Origin of the sequence: Pseudobacillus sp. FSL P4-0506 (assembly GCF_038003025.1) — a bacterium.
GTDB lineage: Bacteria > Bacillota > Bacilli > Bacillales > Domibacillaceae > Pseudobacillus.
In genome coordinates, this window is the sequence record NZ_JBBOOI010000001.1 from 1,869,164 (window position 1) to 1,895,042 (window position 25,879).

The 25,879-nt window shown below is 43.5% G+C and carries 26 protein-coding genes and 1 pseudogene; 23 read left to right on the forward strand and 4 right to left on the reverse strand.

Annotated features, from left to right (window positions below):
- Positions 1 to 5: 5 nt before the first annotated feature.
- Together MKZ02_RS09140 and MKZ02_RS09145 are read left to right on the forward strand one after the other, a co-directional pair.
- Positions 6 to 663: pseudogene (locus MKZ02_RS09140) on the forward strand (ABC transporter ATP-binding protein); the annotation flags it as partial.
- A gap of 262 nt (positions 664 to 925) precedes the next feature.
- On the forward strand, positions 926 to 1,873 hold the full coding sequence (locus MKZ02_RS09145) for an ABC transporter permease (RefSeq protein WP_120033286.1): 948 nt from the start codon (positions 926 to 928) through the stop codon (positions 1,871 to 1,873).
- A gap of 205 nt (positions 1,874 to 2,078) precedes the next feature.
- Here MKZ02_RS09145 and MKZ02_RS09150 read toward each other — a convergent pair whose 3' ends face one another.
- Both MKZ02_RS09150 and MKZ02_RS09155 read right to left on the reverse strand, forming a co-directional pair.
- Positions 2,079 to 2,882, reverse strand: coding sequence for a DUF2935 domain-containing protein (locus tag MKZ02_RS09150; protein ID WP_340853185.1), 804 nt, complete (start codon positions 2,880 to 2,882; stop codon positions 2,079 to 2,081).
- Positions 2,883 to 2,999: 117 nt separating this feature from the next.
- Positions 3,000 to 4,271 (reverse strand): replication-associated recombination protein A, encoded by a 1,272-nt coding sequence (locus tag MKZ02_RS09155; protein WP_120033280.1) that lies wholly within the window; start codon positions 4,269 to 4,271, stop codon positions 3,000 to 3,002.
- 148 nt (positions 4,272 to 4,419) lie between these two features.
- Between MKZ02_RS09155 and MKZ02_RS09160 the strand changes: the two genes are divergently transcribed.
- From MKZ02_RS09160 to MKZ02_RS09250, 19 genes are all read left to right on the forward strand, one after another.
- Complete coding sequence (locus MKZ02_RS09160) at positions 4,420 to 5,097, forward strand: YczE/YyaS/YitT family protein (protein WP_120033277.1); 678 nt, start codon at positions 4,420 to 4,422, stop codon at positions 5,095 to 5,097.
- The gene (cymR, locus tag MKZ02_RS09165; RefSeq protein ID WP_120033274.1) at positions 5,094 to 5,516 is read left to right on the forward strand and encodes a cysteine metabolism transcriptional regulator CymR; all 423 of its coding nucleotides are present in this window, start codon (positions 5,094 to 5,096) and stop codon (positions 5,514 to 5,516) included. Before MKZ02_RS09160 ends, cymR begins: the two co-directional genes overlap by 4 nt.
- 15 nt (positions 5,517 to 5,531) lie before the next feature.
- Positions 5,532 to 6,677, forward strand: coding sequence for a cysteine desulfurase family protein (locus tag MKZ02_RS09170; RefSeq protein ID WP_340853188.1), 1,146 nt, complete (start codon positions 5,532 to 5,534; stop codon positions 6,675 to 6,677).
- Positions 6,678 to 6,711: 34 nt separating this feature from the next.
- Positions 6,712 to 7,827: a tRNA 2-thiouridine(34) synthase MnmA gene (gene mnmA, locus MKZ02_RS09175; protein ID WP_120033268.1), complete on the forward strand. Its 1,116-nt coding sequence runs from the start codon at positions 6,712 to 6,714 to the stop codon at positions 7,825 to 7,827.
- A gap of 335 nt (positions 7,828 to 8,162) precedes the next feature.
- Positions 8,163 to 8,825, forward strand: coding sequence for a tetratricopeptide repeat protein (locus MKZ02_RS09180; protein WP_340853190.1), 663 nt, complete (start codon positions 8,163 to 8,165; stop codon positions 8,823 to 8,825).
- A gap of 12 nt (positions 8,826 to 8,837) precedes the next feature.
- Entirely contained in the window at positions 8,838 to 11,228 is a 2,391-nt protein-coding gene (gene recD2 / locus MKZ02_RS09185; protein WP_340853192.1) for an SF1B family DNA helicase RecD2, read from the forward strand.
- A 66-nt stretch (positions 11,229 to 11,294) separates the two neighbouring features.
- Complete coding sequence (locus MKZ02_RS09190) at positions 11,295 to 11,483, forward strand: hypothetical protein (RefSeq protein WP_120033258.1); 189 nt, start codon at positions 11,295 to 11,297, stop codon at positions 11,481 to 11,483.
- 422 nt (positions 11,484 to 11,905) lie between these two features.
- On the forward strand, positions 11,906 to 12,985 hold the full coding sequence (locus MKZ02_RS09195) for an AI-2E family transporter (protein WP_340853196.1): 1,080 nt from the start codon (positions 11,906 to 11,908) through the stop codon (positions 12,983 to 12,985).
- A gap of 336 nt (positions 12,986 to 13,321) precedes the next feature.
- Positions 13,322 to 15,955 (forward strand): alanine--tRNA ligase, encoded by a 2,634-nt coding sequence (gene alaS / locus MKZ02_RS09200; RefSeq protein ID WP_340853198.1) that lies wholly within the window; start codon positions 13,322 to 13,324, stop codon positions 15,953 to 15,955.
- Between the two features lie 82 nt (positions 15,956 to 16,037).
- Positions 16,038 to 16,304, forward strand: a complete 267-nt coding sequence (locus MKZ02_RS09205; RefSeq protein ID WP_041097404.1) for an IreB family regulatory phosphoprotein — start codon at positions 16,038 to 16,040, stop codon at positions 16,302 to 16,304.
- 6 nt (positions 16,305 to 16,310) lie between these two features.
- Positions 16,311 to 16,727, forward strand: coding sequence for a Holliday junction resolvase RuvX (ruvX, locus tag MKZ02_RS09210; protein WP_340853199.1), 417 nt, complete (start codon positions 16,311 to 16,313; stop codon positions 16,725 to 16,727).
- Between the two features lie 4 nt (positions 16,728 to 16,731).
- Positions 16,732 to 17,028: a DUF1292 domain-containing protein gene (locus tag MKZ02_RS09215; RefSeq protein ID WP_259455581.1), complete on the forward strand. Its 297-nt coding sequence runs from the start codon at positions 16,732 to 16,734 to the stop codon at positions 17,026 to 17,028.
- Between the two features lie 120 nt (positions 17,029 to 17,148).
- Positions 17,149 to 18,267 carry an endolytic transglycosylase MltG gene (gene mltG, locus MKZ02_RS09220; protein WP_340853201.1) on the forward strand — a complete coding sequence of 373 codons (1,119 nt, stop codon included), beginning with the start codon at positions 17,149 to 17,151 and terminating at the stop codon, positions 18,265 to 18,267.
- A 270-nt stretch (positions 18,268 to 18,537) separates the two neighbouring features.
- Complete coding sequence (locus tag MKZ02_RS09225) at positions 18,538 to 19,182, forward strand: O-methyltransferase (RefSeq protein ID WP_120033246.1); 645 nt, start codon at positions 18,538 to 18,540, stop codon at positions 19,180 to 19,182.
- 1 nt (position 19,183) lies between these two features.
- The gene (locus tag MKZ02_RS09230) at positions 19,184 to 20,113 is read left to right on the forward strand and encodes a peptidase U32 family protein (RefSeq protein WP_120033243.1); all 930 of its coding nucleotides are present in this window, start codon (positions 19,184 to 19,186) and stop codon (positions 20,111 to 20,113) included.
- A 15-nt stretch (positions 20,114 to 20,128) separates the two neighbouring features.
- Entirely contained in the window at positions 20,129 to 21,403 is a 1,275-nt protein-coding gene (locus tag MKZ02_RS09235; RefSeq protein WP_120033240.1) for a peptidase U32 family protein, read from the forward strand.
- Positions 21,404 to 21,408: 5 nt separating this feature from the next.
- On the forward strand, positions 21,409 to 22,044 hold the full coding sequence (gene udk, locus MKZ02_RS09240) for a uridine kinase (protein WP_120033237.1): 636 nt from the start codon (positions 21,409 to 21,411) through the stop codon (positions 22,042 to 22,044).
- A gap of 205 nt (positions 22,045 to 22,249) precedes the next feature.
- Positions 22,250 to 22,720 (forward strand): transcription elongation factor GreA, encoded by a 471-nt coding sequence (greA, locus tag MKZ02_RS09245; protein ID WP_120037833.1) that lies wholly within the window; start codon positions 22,250 to 22,252, stop codon positions 22,718 to 22,720.
- A 120-nt stretch (positions 22,721 to 22,840) separates the two neighbouring features.
- Complete coding sequence (locus MKZ02_RS09250; RefSeq protein ID WP_340853204.1) at positions 22,841 to 23,494, forward strand: YrrS family protein; 654 nt, start codon at positions 22,841 to 22,843, stop codon at positions 23,492 to 23,494.
- A gap of 75 nt (positions 23,495 to 23,569) precedes the next feature.
- Here the strand turns inward: MKZ02_RS09250 and MKZ02_RS09255 are convergent, their stop codons facing one another.
- Positions 23,570 to 23,773, reverse strand: coding sequence for a DUF2536 family protein (locus MKZ02_RS09255; RefSeq protein ID WP_120033231.1), 204 nt, complete (start codon positions 23,771 to 23,773; stop codon positions 23,570 to 23,572).
- Between the two features lie 129 nt (positions 23,774 to 23,902).
- Between MKZ02_RS09255 and mtnN the strand changes: the two genes are divergently transcribed.
- The gene (gene mtnN, locus MKZ02_RS09260; protein WP_340856367.1) at positions 23,903 to 24,604 is read left to right on the forward strand and encodes a 5'-methylthioadenosine/S-adenosylhomocysteine nucleosidase; all 702 of its coding nucleotides are present in this window, start codon (positions 23,903 to 23,905) and stop codon (positions 24,602 to 24,604) included.
- A gap of 262 nt (positions 24,605 to 24,866) precedes the next feature.
- On the forward strand, positions 24,867 to 25,145 hold the full coding sequence (locus tag MKZ02_RS09265) for a hypothetical protein (protein ID WP_340853205.1): 279 nt from the start codon (positions 24,867 to 24,869) through the stop codon (positions 25,143 to 25,145).
- A 4-nt stretch (positions 25,146 to 25,149) separates the two neighbouring features.
- On the opposite strand, the gene sigK is transcribed toward MKZ02_RS09265, so the two are convergent.
- Complete coding sequence (sigK, locus tag MKZ02_RS09270; protein WP_120033225.1) at positions 25,150 to 25,860, reverse strand: RNA polymerase sporulation sigma factor SigK; 711 nt, start codon at positions 25,858 to 25,860, stop codon at positions 25,150 to 25,152.
- Positions 25,861 to 25,879 lie beyond the last annotated feature (19 nt).

Below are 25,879 nucleotides of genomic sequence, written 5' to 3' on the forward strand. Positions count from 1 at the left end.
AGTTCATGACTGCATTAGTAGAATTAAAAAACGTCTCCAAAATCATTAAGGGGAAAAAAATCATTGATTCATTAAGTTTCACAATACAGGGAGGGGAAGTATTTGGTTTTCTCGGTCCGAATGGAGCCGGCAAAACAACAACTATTCGGATGATTGTCGGGCTGATGAAATTGACAGAAGGAGACATTGTCATTTGTGGGCACAGCATTCAAAAAGACTTTGAGAAAGCTGTGAGCCATATTGGGGCTATCGTGGAAAACCCTGAAATGTATAAGTTTTTAACCGGCTATCAAAACTTGCAACAATATGCCCGCATGCAAAAAGGGATAACGAAAGAAAGAATCGACGAAGTCATTGAGCTTGTCGGGCTCAGTGACCGCATCCATGACAAAGTAAAAACATATTCGCTCGGCATGCGTCAGCGTCTTGGTATTGCTCAATCTCTTCTCCACAAACCAAAAATTCTCATTCTGGATGAGCCGACAAATGGACTTGACCCTGCTGGTATAAAAGAGATTCGCCAGTATATCCGTGATTTAGCAGAGAAAGAAGGAATGGCGGTTATCGTATCAAGCCACTTGTTGTCAGAAATGGAGATGATGTGTGACAGGATTGGTATTATCCAAAAGGGGCGCTTAATTAATGTCCAATCAGTCCATGACTGGGTAGATGACGGACGTGAAATTTACTCAATAGAAGTAAATCATGTAGAAACAGCAGCTAAATTACTATCCGCTTCCTTCCAAGGCGCCCAAATAAAAATATCGGAAAGCTGTTTATCCATTGAAGCAAACAAAGAACAAATTCCAGAAGTGATTAGTCTGCTTGTTTCAAAGAATATAAAGGTATATGAAGCCAAGCAACTGTCTAAAACACTGGAAGAAAGGTTCTTAGAAATAACAGAAAAGCAAGGGGCGGTGAGCTAATGGTACGCTTAATTCAAAACGAGTGGATCAAGATTTTTAAACGGCCTGGCACCTATGTCATGATCGGGTTGCTAATTCTCATGGCAGGTACATTTGCCGGCTTTACAAAGTATGATGAGAGCCGGCAGAAAGAGACGCCAGACTGGCAACAAATAATCAAGGCGGAAACGGCTGGTTATGAAAAAGAATTACAAGAAGATACGGGCATGTCAAAAGATCGTAAGGAATACTTACAGGGACAAATAAAAGTAAATGATTATCGACTTGAGCATAATGTACCTATTGATACAAAAACAAACATGCTGTCTTTTATCGAAGGAAACAGTGATCTATTAAGCTTTGCAGGATTATTTATGATTATCATTGCAGGAGGAATTGTTGCAAGTGAATACACATGGGGAACAGTGAAGCTATTGCTGATCCGCCCAATCAGCCGCACAAAAATTTTATTTTCTAAATACTTGGCAGTTGTGCTGTTCGGTTTATTTATGATATCCGTGCTCTTTCTTGTATCTGCGCTGATTGGCGCTGTCTTGTTTGGCACTTCCGGAGAATCTGCCCACCTGGCCTACGAAGGCGGGAAAGTCGTTGAACAAAGCATGTTCCTTTACTTGTTGAAAGTGTATGTATTAAAGTCCGTCGATGTGTTTATGCTTGCCACCATGGCGTTTATGATTTCAGCCGTATTCCGCAGCAGCTCGCTTGCTATCGGCATGTCTTTATTCCTGTTGTTTGTCGGCATGAATGTGACAATGATTATTGCTATGAAATATGAATGGGCCAAATATTTACTGTTTGCCAATACAAATTTAATGCAATTTGAAAGTGGGCAGCCGCTCGTGGAAGGCATGACGCCTGGTTTTTCACTAGCTGTGCTTGCCGTGTATTATATCCTCTTTCAGTTGTTGGCATTTACCACGTTTGCAAAGCGGGATGTCGCTGCTTAAGCTTAGTGTACAGAGAGTTAAATTTTAGTCCAGTGAAATATCTTATATTAAAAGTTAAACAACTGTATTCTACCCCCGTCCTAAAATTAGAACGGGGTTATGCTTGTTTGAGCTTTTAAAAATTAAATAGCTTAAGTGTCATTTTTCATTTAGGAGATTAAATAAAGAAAAGCGGCTGATTGGCAAACCAGCCGCTTTTCTTTCGCTATTCATTTATTCTTGGCTTTGTTGGATCGCAGCTTGGCATTTGCAGTCCCGTAGACTCAGCGAGCTTCATTAAATAGTAGCATTCTTCCCTCATCATATGGTCAGCCATAAGCGGGGCGAATGTTCCGAGTGCTTCTTTACTAATCTCCAGTTCTTCAATTTCCCGGAGAAAATTCATAAATAGCTTTATTTCCAGAGAAGTGTCTTGGTTAAAACGATCCAATGCAGGAAAGGTAGAAAGGGCAGTCCGCAAGAATCCCGTCATTTCTACTGCTTTTAAGTAAAAAGCTTCAAAATCCTTTGTAAAGCTGTCGCTTTTTTGCTTAATTTTCTTTTCAATCTGATCCATGTTATCTGATATGGCACCAGCGTGGCCTGCTGCATCTAGCAGCCACAATAAATGGTGATGGAGCGCGTGATAAATCGGAGGAACTTCTCCTATTTTCAAGTCATTTAATAGGCGCATATATTCGTCAAGTTCATTCACCATATGGCTAATAAAGGTGGGACTTAGATGGATGGACACTTTTCCTATAAGATGCCTGCGTATAAGATCGAGTTTGAGTGCTCTTAGCTTTTTTGTTTCTCCCTCAGCCAGCCTGCTGAGCGCTAGTAAATCATCTGTTCCTCTTCGAACGCTCTCCAACAGCTGGTCAAAAGCTTGGATGAAGTGATGGGCCAGTTTGATATCCCGTTGTTCAGTTGGAGCAAGCGAATCGTGAATGAAGCGGGCATGATCACCTAATACTTGCAACCAAAATTCATGTTCAAATTTAGCCGTTTCAGCATACGACTTGACCATACAACCTCTCCTTTTGTCATACTCCTATCATTTTACCGAAAGGAAGGAGGGGATATGACAAGTTTTCAAGCAGAGAAACATCTGCAATAGCCATGGGCATGTTCAATTTTTTGTCTGTTATTTCCCTCTCTCAATTTTTTCATAGATGCCAGACAGCGCCTGTTCAAATTTCCCTGTTTGCTTCGGTTCGTAATAGCGTTTGTTTTTTAACGTATTAGGAAGGTACTGCTGTTTCACCCAGCCGCTGTCATAATTATGAGGGTATTTATACTCAATCCCACGGCCAAGTTCCTTGGCGCCTGCATAGTGAGCGTCTTTCAGATGGTCAGGCACGTCACCGCTTTTACCAGCACGTATATCAGTGAGAGCAGCATCGATCGCTGTAATGGCTGTATTGGACTTCGGTGACAAGCATAATTCAATAACGGCTGCTGCCAGTGGAATTCGGGCTTCCGGAAAACCAATCCTTTCCGCGATTTGTATAGCGGCGAGTGTCCGCTGTCCTGCTTGTGGGCTAGCAAGACCAATATCTTCGTAAGCCGTCACAAGCAGCCTTCTTGTAATGCTGGGCAAATCACCAGCTTCAATTAACCGTGCCAAGTAATGAAGAGCCGCATTCACATCGCTGCCCCGGATGGATTTTTGAAAAGCACTGATCACGTCATAATGAGCATCACCGTCTTTATCGTGAGAGAAACTTTTCTTCTGCAAGCATTCTTCAGCTATCTCACGGCTAATAACAACGACATCTTCTTCGTTTGGAGGTGTAGATAACACCGCTAATTCAAGGGCATTTAATGAACTGCGCACATCACCACCGCTCGCCTGGGAAAAATGCTGAAGGGCGCTTTCTTCTACCTCCGTATGATAACTGCCGAGACCCCGTTCTTTATCCTCAAGAGCCCTCCGTAATGTTTCTTCAATTTGGATAGGTGTCAGCGGTGTTAGTTCAAAAATTTGGCAGCGGCTGCGAATCGCGGGATTGATTGCATGGTAGGGATTACTTGTGGTCGCTCCAATTAGTGTAATCATCCCATTCTCCAAAAATGGCAGCAAAAAATCTTGTTTGCCTTTGTCCAACCGATGGACCTCATCAAGAAGTAAAATGACCTTTCCCGACATCTTTGCTTCGGCAGCCACAATTTCCATGTCTTTTTTGTTGCTGGTGACAGCATTTAATGTCCGAAAAGCATATTTTGTACTGCCGGCAATAGCACTGGCGATCGATGTTTTGCCAACGCCGGGCGGGCCGTATAAAATCATGGAGGACAGCTGCTTTGCTGCGACCATGCGATAAATGATTTTTCCAGGGGCGACCAAGTGCTCCTGGCCAACAATTTCTTCGATCGTCCGCGGACGCATTCGAAAGGCTAATGGTTTCATGCTTATTCCTCATTTCTTGATCTAATTCTTTTTCTCCACTGTATCATAGGAAATGAGAGCAGAGCATGTTTTTTGACCGGTTTTCTATGATATAATAGCGAAAGCTGACTATATTAAAGGTAATAGACAATCCATTCGATAAGGGGAAAAATGGATGAAAAGAGAAAAGGCAAAAAAGCAGGGGAATATTGTGATTCGGCTGACGATTTTTACGATTGGCCTTTTATTTATGTCTCTCGGTATTGTTCTATTGATTCGAGCAGACCTTGGGGCAACGCCGTGGGATGCCCTTCATGTAGGATTGTATGAACAAGTAGGACTGACGGTTGGTACATGGTCGGTGCTTGTCGGTCTTTTAATTTTAGGGATTGCTTCTTTCTATTTGCGAGAATGGCCGCAAATAGGGGCTTATTTAAACATGCTGCTTGTTGGTATCTTCATTGATTTCTTTTTATGGCTGCCGATCATTGTCACACCCGGCAGCTTCAAAGGAAAGCTCGTCATGTTTATTGCAGGTGTGTTTGTCATGGCTTATGGAATGTCTTTTTATCTTTCTGCACAGCTTGGCGCTGGGCCACGAGACAGCTTTATGCTGGCTGTCATGAAAAAAACAGGCTGGAAAGTATCCAGCATCCGGCGAGGAATGGAATTTATCGTGTTAGCCATCGCCTGGCTGATCGGTGGACCGGTTCACTTCGGCACGTTTCTATTCAGTTTGCTAATGGGAACGGCGGTTGGGGTTTCATTGCCGCAATGTCAACAATTTTCCGATATACTAATAAACAGAGTAAATGAATGGAAAAAAGCTCAAAATCAGGGGGTAAACATATGAGAATTTCAACTAAAGGAAGATATGGATTAACAATTATGATTGAATTGGCAAAGAGACACGGGGAGGGCCCGACTTCTTTAAGAGTTATTGCGGGTGCCCACAATTTGTCAGAGCACTATCTTGAGCAGCTGATTGCACCGCTCCGTAACTCTGGACTTGTTCGCAGCATACGTGGCGCTTATGGCGGGTACGTACTTGGCAGAGAACCGGAAACAATTACAGCGGGAGACATTATTCGCGTGCTAGAAGGACCAATCAGTCTCGTTGAAGGCATTGAAGACGAGGAGCCGGCAAAGCGTGAGCTGTGGATTCGAATTAGCGACGCGATCAAAGGAGTGCTTGAAAATACAACATTGGAGGATTTGGCGAAGCACACGGACGGCAACGGCCAATCCGACGCCTACATGTTTTATATTTAAGGAGAGATCAGAGGAATGGAACGCATATACTTAGATCATGCGGCAACGACTCCCATGCATCCGGAAGTAACACAAACAGTGGTAGAACAAATGAATGACACCTTTGGCAATCCGTCAAGCATCCACTCATTTGGCCGAGCATCACGGCAGGTTGTAGACAAAGCACGGACAATGGCGGCAACAAGCATTGGTGCTAATTTTAACGAGATCATTTTTACGAGCGGAGGCACCGAAGCTGACAATTTAGCCATCGTTGGAACCGCACAAGCGATGAAGCAACGCGGCCGTCATATTATTACATCATCTATAGAGCATCATGCAGTTCTTCATACATGCGCTCATCTTGAAAATGAAGGATATGAAGTGACCTATTTGCCAGTCAATGAAGAAGGACTTATTCGTCTGTCAGACCTGGCGGCCGCCCTGCGGGAAGATACAATTTTAGTATCGATCATGTATGGAAATAATGAAATAGGAACGATCCAGCCGATTGCTGAGATTGGTGAACTGTTAAAAGAACACCAGGCTGTTTTTCATACGGATGCAGTGCAGGCATACGGAGCTGTACCGATTGATGTGAAAGCCGAACATATTGACCTGCTGTCGGCATCAGGCCACAAAATTAACGGCCCAAAAGGCATCGGATTTCTCTATGTAAAAGAAGGGCTCACACTCACCCCTGGCCTCTTTGGCGGCGAGCAGGAGAGAAAGCGCCGAGCGGGAACAGAGAATGTTCCGGCGATTGCTGGTTTTGGAAAGGCAATTGAAGTGGCAATGGCATCCATGGAAGAAAAAAGAGAGCGTTATATGTCATTTAAGAAACAGCTCACCCGGGTGCTGTCGGAAAAACAGGTGAACTTTTCGATGAACGGATCGCTTGAACGATCATTGCCTCACGTGATAAACTTGAGTTTTCCTGGAACAGATGTAGAATCGTTGCTTGTGAACTTAGATCTTGCTGGAATTGCTGCTTCGAGCGGATCTGCTTGTACAGCGGGGTCAATTGAACCATCGCATGTACTCGTGGCAATGTTTGGGAAGGAATCTGAACGCCTTCGCAACTCCATCCGTTTCAGTTTTGGCATCACCAATACGAAAGAACAAATAGATCAAGCAGGAGAAGCTTTGGCGGCAATTATTGAACGCCTAACAAATAAGTAAGTAACTATCCCTGCTTAGAAAGAGAGTGGACAAAATGAAGAAAGCACCGAAAGATACCCGTGTGGTTGTCGGCATGTCCGGCGGCGTGGATTCTTCGGTTGCCGCCCTTTTATTGAAGGAGCAGGGCTACGATGTCATCGGGATTTTTATGAAAAATTGGGATGACACAGATGAATCTGGCGTCTGCACAGCAACAGAGGATTACGACGACGTCATACGTGTGTGCAATCAAATCGGCATTCCTTATTATGCCGTTAATTTTGAAAAGCAATATTGGGAAAAGGTATTTACGTATTTTCTCGATGAATATAAAGCAGGACGTACGCCAAACCCGGATGTAATGTGCAACAAAGAAATTAAGTTTAAAGCCTTTCTCGAGCACGCCATGAGTCTCGGAGCGGATTATTTGGCAACAGGCCACTACGCACGGGTAGATCACAGCGGCGAAGAAGTGAAAATGCTTCGTGGCGTGGATGAAAATAAAGATCAAACATACTTTTTAAACCAGCTACAGCAAGATCAGCTTGAAAAAGTGCTTTTCCCAATTGGGGATATTGATAAGAAGCGTGTGCGTGAAATTGCAGCAGAAGCAGGCCTCGCGACAGCGGCGAAAAAAGACAGTACGGGCATTTGCTTTATCGGAGAACGCAATTTCAAGGAATTTCTAAGCGGTTACCTGCCGGCACAGCCAGGATTGATGACTACAATGGACGGAGAAGTAAAAGGCCGTCATGATGGATTAATGTATTACACGATCGGACAGCGTCACGGCCTTGGTATTGGCGGATCGGGCGAGCCTTGGTTCGTAGTGGGAAAAGACCTAGAAAAGAACATCCTATATGTTGAACAAGGATTTCATAATGACTTGTTGTATTCCAATTCATTGATTGCTGATCAAGTAAGCTGGGTCTCAAATCAGCCAAAGCCGCAGTCGTTTGAATGCACGGCAAAATTCCGTTATCGCCAGCAGGACAACAAAGTGACGGTTCATTTACTTGAAGATGGAAAAGTAAAAGTGGACTTTCATGAGCCTGTCCGGGCGATTACGCCGGGACAAGCCGCTGTTTTCTATGATGGAGAAGAGTGTCTTGGCGGCGCAACGATTGACCAAGTGTTTAAAAATGGAGAAAGACTGACATATGTCGGGTAAAGAGACAAGATAAAACCTTTAAAGCGGTGTTCTGCTTTAAAGGTTTTATTTTTTGCTCAATACATCTAGAATTTTAGGCCGTAATCTTCTGAATCAGTGAAAATAAATAATTTAGCTCTTTGTCTCATATTACCTGTCATAAGTCGATTTACTAGAGAAATTATCAATGAGCGTTTAAGGATAGACAAACAAGCGCTTCGCTTGCCTTCATTAAAAATGAAGACAGGGACTGATTCGTTGAGCTGTCTTCGTTTCTTTTTCAAGCTAATCTCTTCTGTTAAGAACGATGCAGCTCTGTGGTATAATTTTGATGAATATAACTATAGAGGTGACCAATGGACAAGAACTTACAAGGTATTGAATATTTGCAGCAAGGAAAAGTGGAGGAAGCGTTAAAGCTATTTTCAGAGCGAATTGAAGAAGCTCCGGAAGATCCGACGGCATATATTAATTTTGGTCATGTGTTATCGACAGTTGGTGAGCTTGAGCGGGCTGAGCGATTTTATAAAAAAGCTATTGAAGTAGAGCCAGCAGCAGGTGCTGCGCATTATGCACTCGGTACATTCTATTATGAGCAAGAAAGACTAGAGGAGGCGTGCCGTGAATTTGAACAAGCGGTTAAGTCAGGAATAGAAGAGAGCGACGCCTTTTTTATGCTTGGCATGACGTTTGCTCAGCTGGATCAACCCGTCCTTGCCCTTCCATATTTACAGCGTGCAGTGGAGTTAAATGAAGCTGATACAGAAGCCCGCTTTCAACTGGGCCTTTCTTTAGCGAAGGTGCAAGCCTATGATGAAGCGATCCGCCAGCTAGAGAAAGTGGTTGAAGAAGATCCGGGGCATGCGGATGCTTACTATAATCTTGGTGTTGCCTATGCGGGACATTTGGAAGATGCAGAAAGAGCTTTAGCTATGTTCAACCGTGCGCTTGAAGTTCAGCCAGATCATATGCTGGCTGGCTATGGAAAGAAAATGATAGAAAAAGCTAATGACATATAAGGAGTGCCTCCGATGGAACAAGGCTCAATGGATTTGTTTGCAAATGGAGAAAAATATGTAAAAGGGCGGCATCTGGTGACGATTTTCCATAATGAAGAGAACTTTTACTCAGTTATGCGGATTCGAGTCACTGAAACGAATGATGTCTGTGAAGATAAAGAAGTGGTTGTTACAGGGTATTTTCCACAAATCCATGAACATGAAGTGTACTCTTTTTATGGCGTGTTTAAGGAACACCCTAAGTTTGGCCGTCAGTTTCATGCGCGGCATGCTCAAAAGGAAATCCCGCAGACGAAGCAAGGGGTTGTCACATATTTATCGAGTGACTTGTTTAAAGGAATTGGGAAAAAAACAGCAGAAACCATTGTAGAAACGCTGGGAGAGGGAGCGATCTCCAAAATTCTCAATGACCCTTCTTCGCTTGAAGAGGTGCCACGACTCCCTGCAGACAAGGCCCAGTCGCTTTATGAAACGCTTCTTGAACATCAAGGGCTTGAGCAAATTATGATCGCACTTAGCCAGTATGGTTTTGGCCCACAGCTTTCCATGAAAATTTATCAGGCTTATCAGCAGCAGGCCATTGAAGTGATCCAAAAAAATCCCTATCAACTTGTGGAGGATATCGAAGGAATTGGCTTTGGTCGGGCAGACGAGCTTGGTGCGCAAATTGGTATTGGGGGTGAGCATCCCGACCGTATTAAAGCAGGAATTTTGTTTACTGTCGAACAGCAGTGCATGCAGGAAGGTCACTGCTATTTGGAAGCAGAACCGCTGTTAAAAGAAGTGAAGGCGCTTCTTGAAAAGAGCGGAAAAGAGCAAATCGCCTTTGAGGCGATAGCGAAGCAGCTGATTGTTTTGGAGCAAGAGGAAAAAGTGGTCGGGGAAGATAACCGTGTGTTTCTACCCTCTTTATATTTTTCGGAAAAAGGCCTTGTTACAAATATTGAGCGCTTGCTTAAGCAAACAGAGTATGAAGACCAGTTCCCTGAATCAGAATTTCTGTTGGCACTTGGCGATTTGGAGGAAAGAACAGGCGTACAATATGCACCATCACAAAAAGAAGCCATTCAAACAGCATTGATGTCGCCAATTATGCTGTTGACGGGAGGTCCAGGCACGGGAAAGACGACGGTCATTAAAGGCATTGTGGAGCTTTATTCGGAATTGCATGGCTGTTCGCTGGATCCTAAAGCGTATGGAAAGGATGAACCGTTTCCAATTAAGCTTGCCGCACCAACAGGCCGGGCAGCAAAAAGGATGGCTGAGTCAACCGGTCTGCCCGCGGTAACCATTCATCGCCTGCTCGGGTTCAGTGGACAGGAAACGATGGAAGAGGAAGAGGGACGAGAGGTTCCAGGGCGGCTGCTGATCGTGGACGAAGTATCAATGGTGGATATCTGGCTGGCTCATCAATTGTTTAAAGCATTGCCGGATGATATGCAAGTCGTGCTAGTAGGGGATGAAGACCAGCTGCCTTCTGTAGGACCTGGTCAAGTATTAAAGGATTTGCTTGCATCCGGTGTGATTCCAACTGTAAAGTTAACAGATATTTACCGCCAGGAAGAGGGATCTTCGATCATTGAAATGGCCCATGAAATTAAAAGCGGTTTGTTGCCGTCTAATTTGACGAAGCAGCAAAAGGACCGTTCTTTTATCCCCTGCCATGTTCAGCAAATCCCTGATGCAGTAGAGCAAGTTGTAAAAAGCGCCATTAGGAAAGGTTTTACAGCCAAAGATATCCAAGTGCTTGCTCCGATGTATAAAGGGCCGGCAGGCATTGATCGGCTCAATGAAATTTTACAGGAAATCCTCAATCCCAACCCGGATGGTTCCCGTAAGCAAATTGACTTTGGAGACATTCATTACCGGATCGGTGATAAGGTTCTTCAGCTCGTTAATCAGCCGGAACAAAATATTTTCAATGGGGATATCGGAGAAGTAGTATCGATCTTTTTTGCAAAAGAAAATACCGAAAAGCAAGATATGGTGATCGTCTCCTATGAAGGAAATGAAGTCACCTATACGAGACAGGATTTGAATCAAATTACGCACGCTTTTTGCTGCTCTATCCATAAATCTCAAGGAAGTGAATTTCCGATCGTTATTTTGCCGGTAGTGAAAAGTTACTACCGCATGTTGCGTCGTAATTTGCTTTATACCGCGATCACTCGCAGCAAGCAATTTTTGATCCTGTGCGGGGAGGAAGAGGCATTTCGAATTGGGATCGAGCGCAATGACGACCTGATGCGTAAAACAGCGTTAAAAGAAAAGTTAATAAAGGTGTTAGCGGATGACTGTGCAGAAGAAGAAGCGGCTGATTCAATCTTGCTAACGGAAGAAACCATGATGGCTATTGATCCAATGATCGGGATGAAAACCATTACACCGTACGACTTTTTATAATTGGGCATGTATAAAAGTGGGAAAAGCTGGGCACCCTGTTTGCAAAAAACGTGCGAGGTGACGCCCATGATTACATGCCCAAACTGTCAAAGCAAAGAAATTGGAAAAATTGGTACAACACAGTATTATTGTTGGAATTGCTTTATTGAGCTCTCCGTCGAAAAAAATGTGATCTCTGTTCATCAAGTTGAAGAAGATGGTTCCTTAAGCTCTCTCAACGATCTATTCGAAGAAGAAAAAAGAAGAATGGGGTAATTAGAAAAGCAGAGCCGACTGTTCTGGGGCGACAAGCATAAGCTAATCTGACGAATGGGCGTTTTTTGCCACTCAGTCAGATTGGCTTATGACCTCGAGCCCCAAGAGGCGGAGCTAGACAAAGAAAAGCGGAAGCGACCCGATTAGCCAGCTAGGCGGCTGGAGGACTCGACAAGGAGTCGTTTTTTGACTCCGTCAGAGAGATCGAAGCCGGCGTACGGGCTGGTCGCTGAGCGCCCTGAGTGCTCTGGCCGGCATCATATAGATTTGGGCTGAAAAAGCTTGTGAAGGAATTCCTTCACAAGCTTTTTTTAAAAGAAAGTCTGTTGAGGCAATGGATCGATCTTCTTAATTGGATGAATAAACAAATGGCATCTAGCTGCAAACTAGATAAAACGGTTTATTAAAGGATGTCGGATCCGATGGAAAATAAATTGAAGTTGAAGTGGCTGTATTTAGCTTGTGCAGGACTGCTAATGTTGCTGACGGTGTATGTTTTGTATTTGTTAAATCCTGTGTTGAGTCCGCTGTTGCGGGGAGTGCTCGTGAGTCTTATGCCTTTTTTATTAGGCGGATTTATAGCCTATTTGCTGCATCCGCTTGTAGAAAAAATGGCTGAGCGGGGCGTGTCTAGAACCATGTCAATCTTGCTTATTTATATCTTGTTTTTTGGCATCATCGGTATTTGCTTATTTCGAGGTGTACCTTTATTTATCGATCAGCTTAGAGAATTGTCACAAAGTGCTCCTGAGCTGTCAAAGATGTATGAAGAACAGATCATTGCTCTTGAAGCAGAAACATTGACTTGGCCGGATGGAATACAAGAAAAGATTCATAATCGCATTGTCAGCTTTGAGCTTTGGCTTTCAGGCCTTGTGGAAGCATTTATGAATGTGCTCATGAAAATGGTCAATTTCCTTCTGCTGCTAGCCGTTGTGCCTTTCATCTCTTTTTATTTATTGAAAGACATCGATCGGGTAAAAAAAGCCGCTTGGACCTTTACACCAAAAAGGTGGAGAACAAGGGCGTTGCGGTTTATCAAAGAATTGGACAGATCATTAGGAGGATATATCAGAGGCCAGCTGTTTGTCTGCTTAGTTATCGGGGCTGTGGCAGCTCTGCTCTTCACATTCATAGGTCTTAAATATGCTATTTTGCTCGGCTTGATCATCGGAATTACGAATGTCATCCCGTATTTTGGGCCAATTATTGGGGCTGTTCCAGCTGTTTTTGTGGCATTAACTATATCCGGGAGATTGGCTATCTATACAGCAATTATCGTGCTTTTTTTGCAGTTTATCGAAGGGAATGTGCTGTCCCCGTGGGTCGTCGGAAAAAGTGTCCATCTCCATCCATTATTCATTATCGGGGCCCTGTTGCTTGGTGGGGAGGCAGGAGGGATTATCGGCCTTATTATTGCTGTGCCGGTTCTCATCATTTTCAAGGCAGCCTTTATGGCGGAAAGGCGAGTGAAGGTCCGTTTGCAAAAAGCTCCGCATTGACAAACAGGTTCAGAGTTTTTTATAATTCGATATATCTCAACAAATATAAATCAATGATGGATCGAGTATGTTATAGTCCACCTAAGTGCCGAGCACGTCAGAGAGGAGTTTCCATGGCTGGAAGAAGCTCCAGGTGAAGGGTAACGGAAAGCTAGTCCGGAGAGCAGCTAATCCCTGCCGTTTGCCGCGTTAAGGCCTTTGAGAGATGAACTGGCAAGCTTTGGTTCATAATCAGGGTGGTACCGCGAAAAGCTTCGTCCCTGTCCGGGGAACGGGGCTTTTTTTGTTGCCTTGAAATGACCGATCCCATTCATTATTTAACAGGAGGAATTGTATATGAAAACGTTGACTGGTGCTCAAATTCGTCAGATGTTTTTAGATTTCTTTCAGGAGAAAAATCACCGTGTGGAGCCGAGTGCCCCACTCGTACCCCATGATGATCCAAGTTTGTTGTGGATCAACAGCGGTGTAGCCACTTTAAAAAAATATTTTGATGGCCGAGTGATCCCTGAAAATCCGCGAATCGTCAATGCTCAAAAGTCCATCCGGACAAACGATATTGAAAATGTCGGAAAAACAGCCCGCCACCATACTTTCTTTGAAATGCTTGGGAATTTCTCAATTGGAGAGTATTTTAAAAAAGAAGCGATTCATTGGGCTTGGGAATTTTTAACTGATGAAAAATGGATGGCTCTTGAGCCCGACAAATTGTCCGTGACTATTCATCCGGAAGACGATGAAGCCTTTGTTATCTGGCATGAAGAAATAGGGCTGCCAGAAGAGCGAATCATTCGATTGGAAGGGAATTTCTGGGATATAGGTGAAGGGCCAAGTGGACCAAATACGGAAATCTTCTATGACCGTGGCGAGTCATACGGAAATGATGAAACGGACCCAGAGCTTTATCCAGGCGGGGAAAATGAGCGTTATTTAGAAATTTGGAACTTAGTATTTTCTCAATTTAACCACAATCCTGATGGAACCTATACGCCACTCCCAAAGAAAAATATCGATACTGGGATGGGGCTTGAGCGGATGACATCTGTTATCCAAGAAGTGCCGACAAACTTTGATACAGATTTATTTATGCCAATTATTGAAGCAACAGAAGCTATCTCCGGCGAGAAATACCGTACAAGTGAGGAGAAAGATGTGGCATTTAAAGTAATTGCTGATCATATTCGTACGGTTGCTTTTGCTGTAGGAGATGGAGCCCTTCCATCCAACGAAGGCCGCGGTTACGTACTTCGTCGTTTGCTCCGTCGTGCTGTCCGTTATGCGAAGCAAATCCACATTAACCGTCCGTTCATGTTTGAGCTTGTTCCGGTTGTCGGTGAAATCATGAACGATTTCTATCCCGAAGTGAAAAATAAGCAAGAATTTATTCAACGTGTAATTAAAAATGAGGAAGAGCGTTTCCACGAAACATTGCACGAAGGATTGGCTATTCTATCAGCGGTTATCCAGTCGGCTAAAAACAACGGTTCAGACACCATTGCAGGAGCTGATGTGTTCCGTTTGTACGATACGTACGGATTCCCTGTTGAATTAACAGAAGAATACGCTGAAGAAGAAGGCATGAAGGTTGACCATGAAGGTTTTGAGAGAGAAATGGAGAACCAGCGCGAACGTGCCCGGGCAGCCCGTCAAGACGTAGGTTCCATGCAGGTCCAAGGCGGCGTGCTTGGTGACATTACTGTGGAAAGTGAATTTACTGGGTACGATGAATTAACCGCTGAAGCAACAGTGGAAGTTATCATTGCCAACGGTGAAATGGTAGAGAAAGCACAAACGGGTGAAGCTGTTCAGCTTGTGTTAAGCCGGACTCCATTCTATGCGGAAAGCGGCGGACAAACAGCTGATAAAGGAATTATTGAAGCGGATGGTGTACGCGCTGCTGTTCAAGATGTGCAAAAAGCACCAAATGGTCAAAACATTCAACACGCTATTATTGAAAGCGGCACATTGACAACTGGCCAAAAAGTGACTGCACGCGTCAATGCTGCTGCCCGTAATAAAATTATTAAAAATCACACAGCGACCCATCTTTTACACCAAGCCTTAAAGGATGTTCTAGGGACGCATGTAAACCAAGCGGGATCCCTCGTTGAGCCTGAACGCCTTCGTTTTGACTTTTCTCACTTTGGGCAAGTGACACCGGAAGAGCTTGAGGAAGTTGAAGAAATTGTCAATGAAAAAATCTGGAACAGCCTGCCTGTTGGCATTGCCCACAAGTCCATTGATGAAGCGAAGAAAATGGGAGCAATGGCGTTGTTCGGAGAGAAGTATGGAGATATTGTCCGTGTCGTTTCCGTCGGTGATTATAGCTTGGAGTTATGCGGTGGCTGCCATGTGCCGGATACATCGGTCATTGGTTTGTTCAAAATTGTCTCTGAAAGCGGCATCGGGGCCGGCACACGCCGGATTGAGGCGGTTACTGGAGAAGCGGCGTACAAATTCTTGAACAGCCAGACGGTTCTTCTAAAAGAAGCAGCCAATAAACTGAAGGCCAATCCGAAAGATATTTTAACGAAAGTGGATAGTTTGCAGGCAGAAATAAAAGAATTGCAACGTGAAAATGAATCACTTTCCCAAAAATTGTCCAATATAGAAGCAGGCAGTCTCCTTGATCGTGTACAAGAAGCCAATGGAGTGAAGTTCCTCGCTGCCCGTGTGCAAGCAGCAGATATGAACAACTTGCGCTCAATGACAGATGAATTAAAGCAAAAGCTTGATTCGGGCGTTATTGTGCTCGCTGCATCTACTGGAGATAAAGTAAACATCGTTGCTGCCGTAACAAAAGATTTGGTTGAAAAAGGATATCACGCCGGCAAACTTGTGAAAGAGGTCGCTACACGCTGTGGCGGAGGCGGAGGCGGACGCCCGGATATGGCACAGGCGGGAGGAAAAGATCCTGAAAAAATAGAGGAAGCGCTCAATTTTGTGGAAGAGTGGATGAAATCCATTTGATTCCATGAAAATTTATTGTACAATGGAAATAACTTGTACAAGAGGGAGTTTTCACTTTCAAGCCTAAAGCGAGGTGCTATTAATGAGCTCTTTTGATCAGACGATGAAATTTAATTTTCCAGAAGAACCGTTTGAGCAGAACGTGGAAGAGGTACTTTTTAAAGTATATAAGGCTCTTCAGGAAAAAGGATATAATCCGATCAACCAAATTGTTGGTTATTTGCTTTCCGGCGATCCCGCATATATTCCAAGGCATAACGATGCGCGTAATTTGATTCGCAAGCTCGAGCGTGATGAAATTATCGAAGAACTTGTGAAAACGTATTTAAAACAGCAGCGAGAGGAATAAACTTTTATGAGAGTTATGGGGTTGGACGTCGGTTCAAAGACAATCGGCGTTGCCATTAGCGATGAATTGGGCTGGACCGCGCAAGGCGTGGAAACGATTCGTATCAATGAAGAGAAGTATGATTTCGGCTTAGGACGCATTGAGAGCTTATGCAAAGAATATGGAGTTGAAAAGTTTGTCGTTGGACTGCCTAAAAATATGAACAATACGATAGGTCCACGCGGTGAGGCTTCCCAATCTTTTGCAAAAAAATTAGAGAAGCGCTTTTCGCTGCCAGTCGTTCTCTGGGACGAACGGCTAACCACAATGGCAGCGGAAAGAGTTTTGCTTGAAGCAGACGTGAGCCGAAAAAAACGCAAAAAAGTGATTGATAAGATGGCTGCCACTATGATTCTACAAGGATTTTTGGACAGCCAAAAATAATGAGGTGAAGAAAATGGACCACGGAGAAAAACAAATTACGATTATTGACGAAAATGGCAATGAACAGCTATGCGAGGTACTTTTCACGTTCGATTCTGATGAGTTTGAAAAGTCCTATGTGCTTTATTTCCCTGTTGGAGCAGAAGAAGATGACAACGAAGAAATTGAAATTCATGCTTCTGCCTTTATTCCTGGTGAAGACGGCGAAGATGGTGAACTTCAGCCGATTGAATCTGATGAAGAATGGGAATTAATTGAGGAAATGTTGAATACATTTCTTGATGAGGAAGAAGAGGAATAATCAAGCAATCAAAAAAGACCGGGGCTGCCCCGGTCTTTTTTCAATTCTATCTTTTCTCAAAAGATGTAGTATAATAAAAAAGCAAAGAAAGGCTCGTTATTTGTTGAAAGGGGTAAGTGTATGTCGAAACAATCATATATCCAGCCGCCTGGCAAAAAGAGACGGTTAAGAAAAGCTATTTTTTTTGCCATTATTTTATTTCTGCTACTGATTGGCGGACTGGCAGCGGGCGGATACTTTTTCATTCAATCCGCATTAGAGCCTGTTAACAAAGCAGATCATACTCCTGTTCAGGTTAATATTCCAATTGGATCTAGCCTATCAGTGATCGCTGAAAAGCTGGAGCAAAAAGGGATCGTTAAAAATGCCGAAGTCTTTAAATATTACGTAAAATACAAAAATGAAGATAACTTTCAAGCTGGAGAATATTCCTTTACACCTAGCATGACAATGGATGAGTTAATCAAAAGCTTAAAAACAGGAAAAGTGATTGGGCAAGGTCAAGTGAAGATCACCGTTCCAGAAGGTTATCAACTAACCCAAATTGCTGCTGTTATCGGCAAGCAAACGGGCCATTCGGCAAGTGATGTGCTGAAAGTAATGAATGATCGGGTGTTTATTCAGGAAATGATGAAAAAGTATCCAGAGCTGCTCACTGAGGAAGTACTTGCTAAAAACATTAAGTATCCGCTTGAAGGTTACTTATATCCCGCTACTTACCACTATGGGAATAAGAATAAGCCGGTTAAAGAAATAGTGGAAGATATGCTGGAAAAAACAGATAGTGTGCTTGTTCAGTACCGGACAGCTATGGCGGCAAAAAAAATGAGCACTCATAAATTGTTGACTCTCTCTTCCTTAATCGAGGAAGAGGCTACGGAAAAAGCGGACCGCCATAAAATTTCGAGCGTATTTTATAATCGTCTGGCAGCGGGTATGCCGCTACAAACAGACCCAACAGTACTGTATGCACTCGGCAAACATAAAAAACGTGTTCTGTATGAAGATTTAAAAGTGAATTCTCCATATAATACTTACAAAGTAAAAGGATTGACACCAGGACCGATTGGCAATAGCGGTGTCTCATCTATGGAGGCAGCTTTAAATCCTGAAAATACGGATTTCCTTTATTTCCTTGCTTCTCCTGCAGGGGATGTATACTATGCTAAAACTTTAGAAGAGCATAGCAAATTAAAGGAAAAATACATTACGAACTACCAAGAACAGCAAAAGCAATAGACAGAAGGATCGCTTTTCCTATGCTATTGTGATAAAATAGTTCAAGTGTTTTTGGGAAAGACAAGTTAATGAAATACCATCAAGCAGAAAGCTGACAGGCTTTCTTCTTTTTCTTGTCAATGGAAATGTGGCTTCCCCATTATTTAATTTGAACAGGAAAGTTTTTTGTGATAGCCATGCCTGCCTCATAAGGATGGAGAAAGGTTCGGTTGCAGGAGATCGTCGCAGTTACATAAGGCACAGTCAGGCCTTTTGGAGAAGGGGTGTATTATGGACAATATTATCCATCATTATATAGAATCATTGATTAAAAGCCGTGCCCCATTATTTATTGAAATGGAAGCTTTTGCTAAGGAACATGGAGTGCCAATTATGGAGCCAGCCGGCATAGAAGCCATGCTACAAATCATGCGTATTCAGCAGCCAAAGCGGATTTTAGAAATAGGAACGGCTATAGGCTATTCAGCCTTGCGGATGGCTGCAGCCCTTCCAGAGACAGAGATCATCACCATTGAAAGGGATGAATCGCGCTATCAGCAGGCTATTGATTATATCCATCGTTCAGATTGCAAAAGCCGGATAGAGGTGTTATTCGGTGATGCGCTCGACTTAATCGCAGAGGCAGGAAAAAAGGGTCCGTACGATGCGATTTTTATTGATGCTGCTAAAGGACAGTACACTCGATTTTTTGAGGGGTATTCCGCTTTTTTAGTGCCAGAGGGCACGGTATATACAGACAATGTGTTGTTCAAAGGCTATGTTGCCGGCATCCCGGTAGAGTCAAAACGAATGATTAATTTAGTAAAGAAAATTCAATCTTACAATGAGTGGCTGATGAATCATCCGGACTTTGACACGGCAATCATCCCGGTCGGAGATGGTTTAGCAGTTAGCCGCAAAAGAGGTGGGAAATAACGTGAAAAAACCAGAATTGCTTGTTACTCCGCATAACATAGAAGCGATTGAGCTTCTTGCAGAGGCAGGAGCTGATGCATTTGTTGTTGGCGAGCAGCGCTATGGATTGCGCCTTGCGGGAGAGTTTGGCAGAGAAGAAATTAAAAAAGCAATTGAGAAGGCTCATAGCAAAGAAAAGAAAGCTTATGTGGCAGTTAATGCTATTTTTCATAATGAAATAGCTAATGAACTGGATGAGTATATCGCATTTATCAAAGAAGCAGGAGCCGATGCCATTATTTTTGGAGACCCTGCTGTACTAATGGCTGTTCGTGAAGTAGCACCTGATATGCCGCTGCATTGGAATACAGAAACTACAGCAACAAATTACTTCACTTGTAACTATTGGGGAAAACGCGGGGCTGTGAGAGCTGTTCTTGCCCGTGAATTAAGCATGGATGAGATGATTGATATAAAAGAGCACGCGGAAGTTGCCATTGAGGTGCAAGTACATGGCATGACATGTATGTTTCAATCTAAACGGCCGCTTTTAGGCCATTATTTTGAGTATCAGGGGAAAGTGATGGAGATCGAAAATCGCAGAGAAGCGAAAAACATGCTTTTATACGATAAAGAGCGCGGAAATAAATATCCGATCTTCGAAGATAAAAACGGTACCCATATTATGAGTCCCAATGATATATGCATGATCGACGAGCTTGAGGAAATGGTAGAAGCGGGGATTGACAGCTTCAAAATTGATGGGATCCTGCATTCACCGGAATATTTACTGGAAGTGACGAGGCTTTATCGCCAGGCTATTGATTTATGTGTAGAGGATTCTGAGCAGTACGAAGAAGTGAAAGAAGAATTACTCGAGAAAATTGAAGAGTTACAGCCGGAACACCGCCCATTAGATACAGGCTTCTTCTTCAAGGAAACGGTTTATTAAAAAGGAGGAACAAACGTGAGTGCGGTTATAAACGATAAGATTTCAACCGTCGTTGACGGCAAGCGGGTTATTGTGAAAAAACCAGAATTGCTGGCGCCAGCAGGCACACTTGAGAAATTAAAGATCGCTATTCATTACGGAGCAGACGCTGTGTATATTGGCGGTCAAGAGTATGGCCTTCGTTCAAATGCGGGAAACTTTACATTAGAAGAAATGAAAGAAGGCGTGGAGTTTGCTCGAAAATATGGGGCCAAAATATATGTAACAACTAACATTTATGCGCACAATGAGAACATAGACGGGCTCGAAGACTATTTGCGAGGATTGCAGGAGGCTGGCATCACCGGTATTATCGTCGCAGATCCGCTTATTATTGAGACATGCCGGCGTGTTGCACCAAAAGTGGAAGTCCACTTGAGCACACAGCAATCTTTGTCTAACTGGCGTGCAGTTCAGTACTGGAAAGAGGAAGGGCTGCACCGGGTTGTTCTTGCTCGAGAAACAACAAGTGAAGAAATGCGTGAAATGAAGGAAAAGGTTGATATTGAAATTGAAACATTTATTCACGGTGCAATGTGTATTGCTTATTCAGGCCGCTGTGTCCTGAGTAATCATATGACGGCCCGTGATTCAAACCGGGGAGGATGCTGTCAGTCATGCCGTTGGGACTATGACCTTTATTCACTTGAGGATAACGGCGAACAGGCTTTATTTTCTGAGGATGATTCGCCTTTTGCGATGAGTCCAAAAGATTTAAAGCTTGTTGAATCGATTCCAAAGCTCATTGAGTTAGGCATAGACAGCTTAAAAATTGAAGGCCGTATGAAATCCATTCACTACATTGCGACAGTGGTTAGTGTCTATCGAAAGGTAATTGATGCTTACTGTGCCGATCCAGATCATTTTCAAATCAAGCAGGAATGGCTCGATGAACTTGAAAAATGTGCGAACCGCCCAGCAGCTCCGGCTTTCTTCGAAGGCACTCCTGGCGTAGAAGAGCAGTTATTTGGTGTTCATGGGAAAAAAGCTTCATATGATTTTGCCGGACTTGTTCTTGATTATGAAGAAGAGACAGGAATCGTTACTCTGCAACAACGGAACTTTTTCCGCCCGGGAGACGAAGTCGAGTTCTTTGGTCCGGAAATTGAAGGTTTCACACAAACGGTAGAGGTGATATGGGATGAGCAGGGGAATGAGTTGGATGCCGCTCGCCACCCGCTGCAAATTGTCCGTTTTAAAACAGCAAAACCAGTGTACCCAAATAACATGATGCGAAAGGGGCTTGAATAAGTTTCATGGACCAAAAGCCAGTTGTCATCGGTGTTGCCGGCGGTTCCGGTTCCGGCAAAACGAGCGTTACAAAGTCAATTGCCGAGCATTTTAAAGGACATTCTGTTATGGTTATTGAGCAAGACTATTATTATAAAGATCAAAGTCATCTGCCATTTGAAGAACGGCTGAAGACGAACTATGATCATCCCCTTGCTTTTGATAACGATTTACTCATCAGTCATATTGAAAATTTATTGGAATACAAAGCAGTCGAAAAGCCGGTGTATGATTATGCTCGGCATACACGTTCGGCTGAAACGATCCGGATGGAGCCGAAAGATGTCATTATACTTGAAGGCATTCTCGTACTGGAGGATGAGCGTCTGCGTGATTTAATGGATATTAAGTTATTTGTTGATACGGATGCAGATTTGCGCATTATTCGCCGGATGATTCGGGACATTAAGGAGCGGGGACGTACGTTTGAATCTGTCGTTGATCAATACTTAAATATAGTCCGGCCGATGCATAACCAGTTCATTGAACCAACGAAGCGCTATGCAGATATTATTATCCCGGAAGGTGGCCAAAATCATGTAGCCATCGACCTCATGGTAACAAAAATTCAAACGGTTCTTGAACAAAAAGCCATTTTATAGTATCTTTTTATGAAACAGACATAATCTTTTAAAAACAAAGGCTGTCTCAACCATTGGAGCGGGCTTATGGCGCGCTCATATATAGAGGAAAACGCTTTCCCTATATATGAATGCGGCAAAAGCTGCTCTAAATGAGGCAGCCTGCTCATGTTTACTTGTTTTCCTCACCAAGGAAGGCAGCGAGATGAAAAGGAGTGGAAGGGACTTGTCAACAGAAAAAGTATACCCAATGACTAAAGAGGGGAAAGAAAAGTTAGAACAGGAACTAGAATATTTAAAAACCGTTAAGCGCAAGGAGGTTGTAGAAAGAATTAAAATTGCCCGCAGTTTCGGGGATTTATCGGAAAACTCCGAGTACGATTCAGCGAAGGAGGAGCAAGCCTTTGTTGAAGGGCGCATCGGCACAATTGAAGCAATGATTCGCAATGCGGAAATCATTGAAGAGGATAACAGCAACGTCGTTTCTTTAGGAAAGACAGTTGTATTTATTGAGCTGCCGGATGGTGAAGAAGAAGCTTATACAATCGTTGGTAGTGCAGAAGCCGACCCATTCGAAGGGAAAATTTCAAACGATTCTCCGATTGCGAAAAGTCTGCTTGGCAAAGAAGTGGGCGATGAAGTCATCGTGCAGACACCTGGCGGAGAAATGAAAGTGAAAATCGTCTCAATTAAATAATGAATAGAAAAAAGCGCTAAAGACAGTAGGTCTTTAGCGCTTTTTTCGGTTAAAATAACTTCATGTTCAAGTAGAGACATGATAAAATGTGAATGATGCCAAAGAGAGAGGAGTCGTAACATGGCACAGCCATCACGTACAGAAAGAAAATCTAAACGAAGAAAAACAAATCGAATTTTAAATACCGCCATTGCTGTTGTCGTTCTTTTAATTGTTGTTGTTGCGTTCACTATTTTTTCAGGCGGTGGAAAAGAAGAAGCTGCACAGCCGCCTAAGCCGAGAACGGAGACGCAACAATCTTCGGCTAATAAGCAAGATGAGCCGTCATCTGACGTAACAGATGAGGAAGAAGGCACAACAGACCAAGACACAACAGACGAAGAGAAGAAAGAGGATGAGCAAGAGAAGAAAGAAAATGATCAAGAAGGAGTCATCGAAAAAGAGAGCGATGAGCCAAATGTTGAAAAAGAAATAGAGAACCCAAATTGGACAGGCGTCGGCACTTCGCAATCAGGACAGCATACTTCTTCATTTGATAGCAATTCAGTGGATTGGAAAGAGAAGAAAGAAGCGTTATCTTATGCAACAGGTATTCCTCAAGAAGAAATGATCGTCTGGTATATTAGCGGAGATGGCCCTCAAGGAGCAATCGGAACCATTTCGCCAAAAAGTGACCCGAACAACGCCTATCGTGTATATATAAACTGGGTGGACGGCGAGGGTTGGAAGCCGGTAAAAATGTACAAGCTAAAGCATAATGATAAAGGGCGGTAAGTTTTGAGAGGGGACGCGCATTGGCGGGTCTCCTCATTTTTTGTCTATCAGGCCAAATAGGAATTTCTGTTTTTCTTACTTGGCTTTAAAGTGAACGACGGCTGAAAAGTGCTTATGACCATCTGCATCAATTTGCATCTGATGGCTGACCGAGTGGACACCTAACAGAATAGCTCGGTTTTGTTCGATTTTTTCAGCAATTTTTTTCTCTAGAGAAGCGAGGGTAGTCGCTTCAAAAAATTCAATTTTATCTTCAATTAAGTCGAGTTGAAACTGCATGCTCTTTCCCCTTTCAAATTAGTTTAGTTTCTTCTTATGTATACAAGATAAAAGGAAGAAGTGGCAAGCAGTTCTGTGAAAAAAATGCTAAAATGAGACAGGTACATGGAAAGAACGGAGGAGAAGAAAGTGAAAATAGCAATTATTGGAGCAATGGAAGAAGAAGTGGTAATTTTGCGCGAGCAAATGGAAAATCGTCAAGTGGAAACGATAGCTAATAGCGAGTTTACAACTGGAACATTGAATGGGGCTGAGGTCATTCTGCTGCGCTCTGGTATTGGAAAGGTCAACGCTGCAATGACGACAGCCATTTTACTGCATCATTTCCGGCCGGACGCTGTGATCAATACAGGTTCAGCGGGTGGGCTAAATCCTGCGCTTAATGTAGGAGATGTTGTAATTTCTACAGAAGTGCGCCACCATGATGTAGACGTGACGGCGTTTGGTTATGAGTACGGCCAGGTACCACAGCTTCCTGCTGCTTTTGAAGCGGATGAAAAGCTGATTAGCATTGCCGTGGGCTGTGCGAGCGAAGCTGGAGAGGAACAAGTAGTGAAAGGGCTGATCGCGACAGGAGATGCATTTATGAGCGATCCAGCGCGTGTGCTTGAGGTAGGAAAGAAATTTAATGGGTTGCAAGCTGTTGAAATGGAGGCAGCGGCCATTGCTCAGGTAGCTTATCAATTTGGTGTTCCATTTGTAATTATTCGTTCGATCTCCGATATTGCGGGCAAAGAATCCGATGTGTCATTCGAGCAATTCCTGCCAAAAGCAGCCCGCCATTCGGCCAATCTTGTCGTGGGGATCGTCAATCAATTGTCCCGTCAATGAAATGTGAATAATTTGTGAAAAGCGTGCTACACTACATTCCATTTGTGGTACATTAATAGTAAATAGCTTTTTGAGTATGTAAGGAGTGAAGAAGAATGGTCATGATGATTATGGGATTGCTGCTTGCTACAATTATGGGAGTGCTAGTATCCATTACAATTGATTAAAACAGAAAAGCGGAAGGCGCTTGCCGAGCAGCGTATAGAAGACTGGACAGCTTCGCAGGAGGTAAAGGAAACACGAAGAGCGAAAGCGATTCGATGTGGACTTATCGAAGGAAGGAGCAGGAAGTCTACTAGCTGCTAAGCGCCTGCAGCTGGACAAGAAAAGCGGAAGCAGCCTGTTTGGCCCGATAGGAGGTTGGAGGCCTCGACAAGGAGGCGCTCTTTGGCTCCTCCCGAGAGGACGAAACCGCCGTACGGGCTGGCTGCTACAGCTGGACAAACAGAAAGACAGAGCTGTCAGCTTATCGCTGAAGGATGATCTTGATAGATATTTTTATTTTTCTAAGAGCGGCTTCTCTCGTGGAAGCCGCTCTTAGTTCTCTAATGCCCCCTACCTTTTTCTTCACGATAGAACTCATGGAACATTTTCATAAGGGCACGCTTTTCAATTCGTGATACGTAGCTGCGGGAAATGCCAAGCTCTTTAGCGATCTCCCGTTGGGTTTTTTCTTCATTTTGATTTAAACCAAAGCGAGCAATGATCACCTCTTGCTCGCGTTCATCCAGGACTCGTAAAAATTTCAATACTTTTTTCAGCTCGATTGTCAGCAGAATATGCTCCAACACATCCTCATCTTCCGACTTTAGAATATCGAGCAGGTTGATTTCATTTCCTTCTTTGTCGTGTCCGATTGGGTCTTGAAGGGAGACGTCTTTTTTTGTTTTCTTCAAGGCACGCAAATGCATTAAAATTTCATTTTCAATACATCGCGCGGCATATGTAGCTAATTTTGTCCCCTTTCCTCCTGAGTAGCTCTCAATCCCTTTAATTAAACCAATCGTTCCGATTGAAATAAGATCTTCGGAATCCTCTCCAGTATTTTCAAACTTCTTCACAATGTGTGCGACAAGCCGAAGATTGTGCTCGATCAACTTGTTGCGGGCCTCTGCATCGCCTTTTGCCATTTTCTCTAAGTAGATCCTTTCTTCTTTAGGAGACAAAGGCTGCGGGAAGGCGTTATTTTTTACATAGGAGACAAAGAAAATTAATTCTTTTACCGCGTAAGATAGGGCAGCAAGAATGCCGAGCATTGAACCTCCTCCTTTGGTA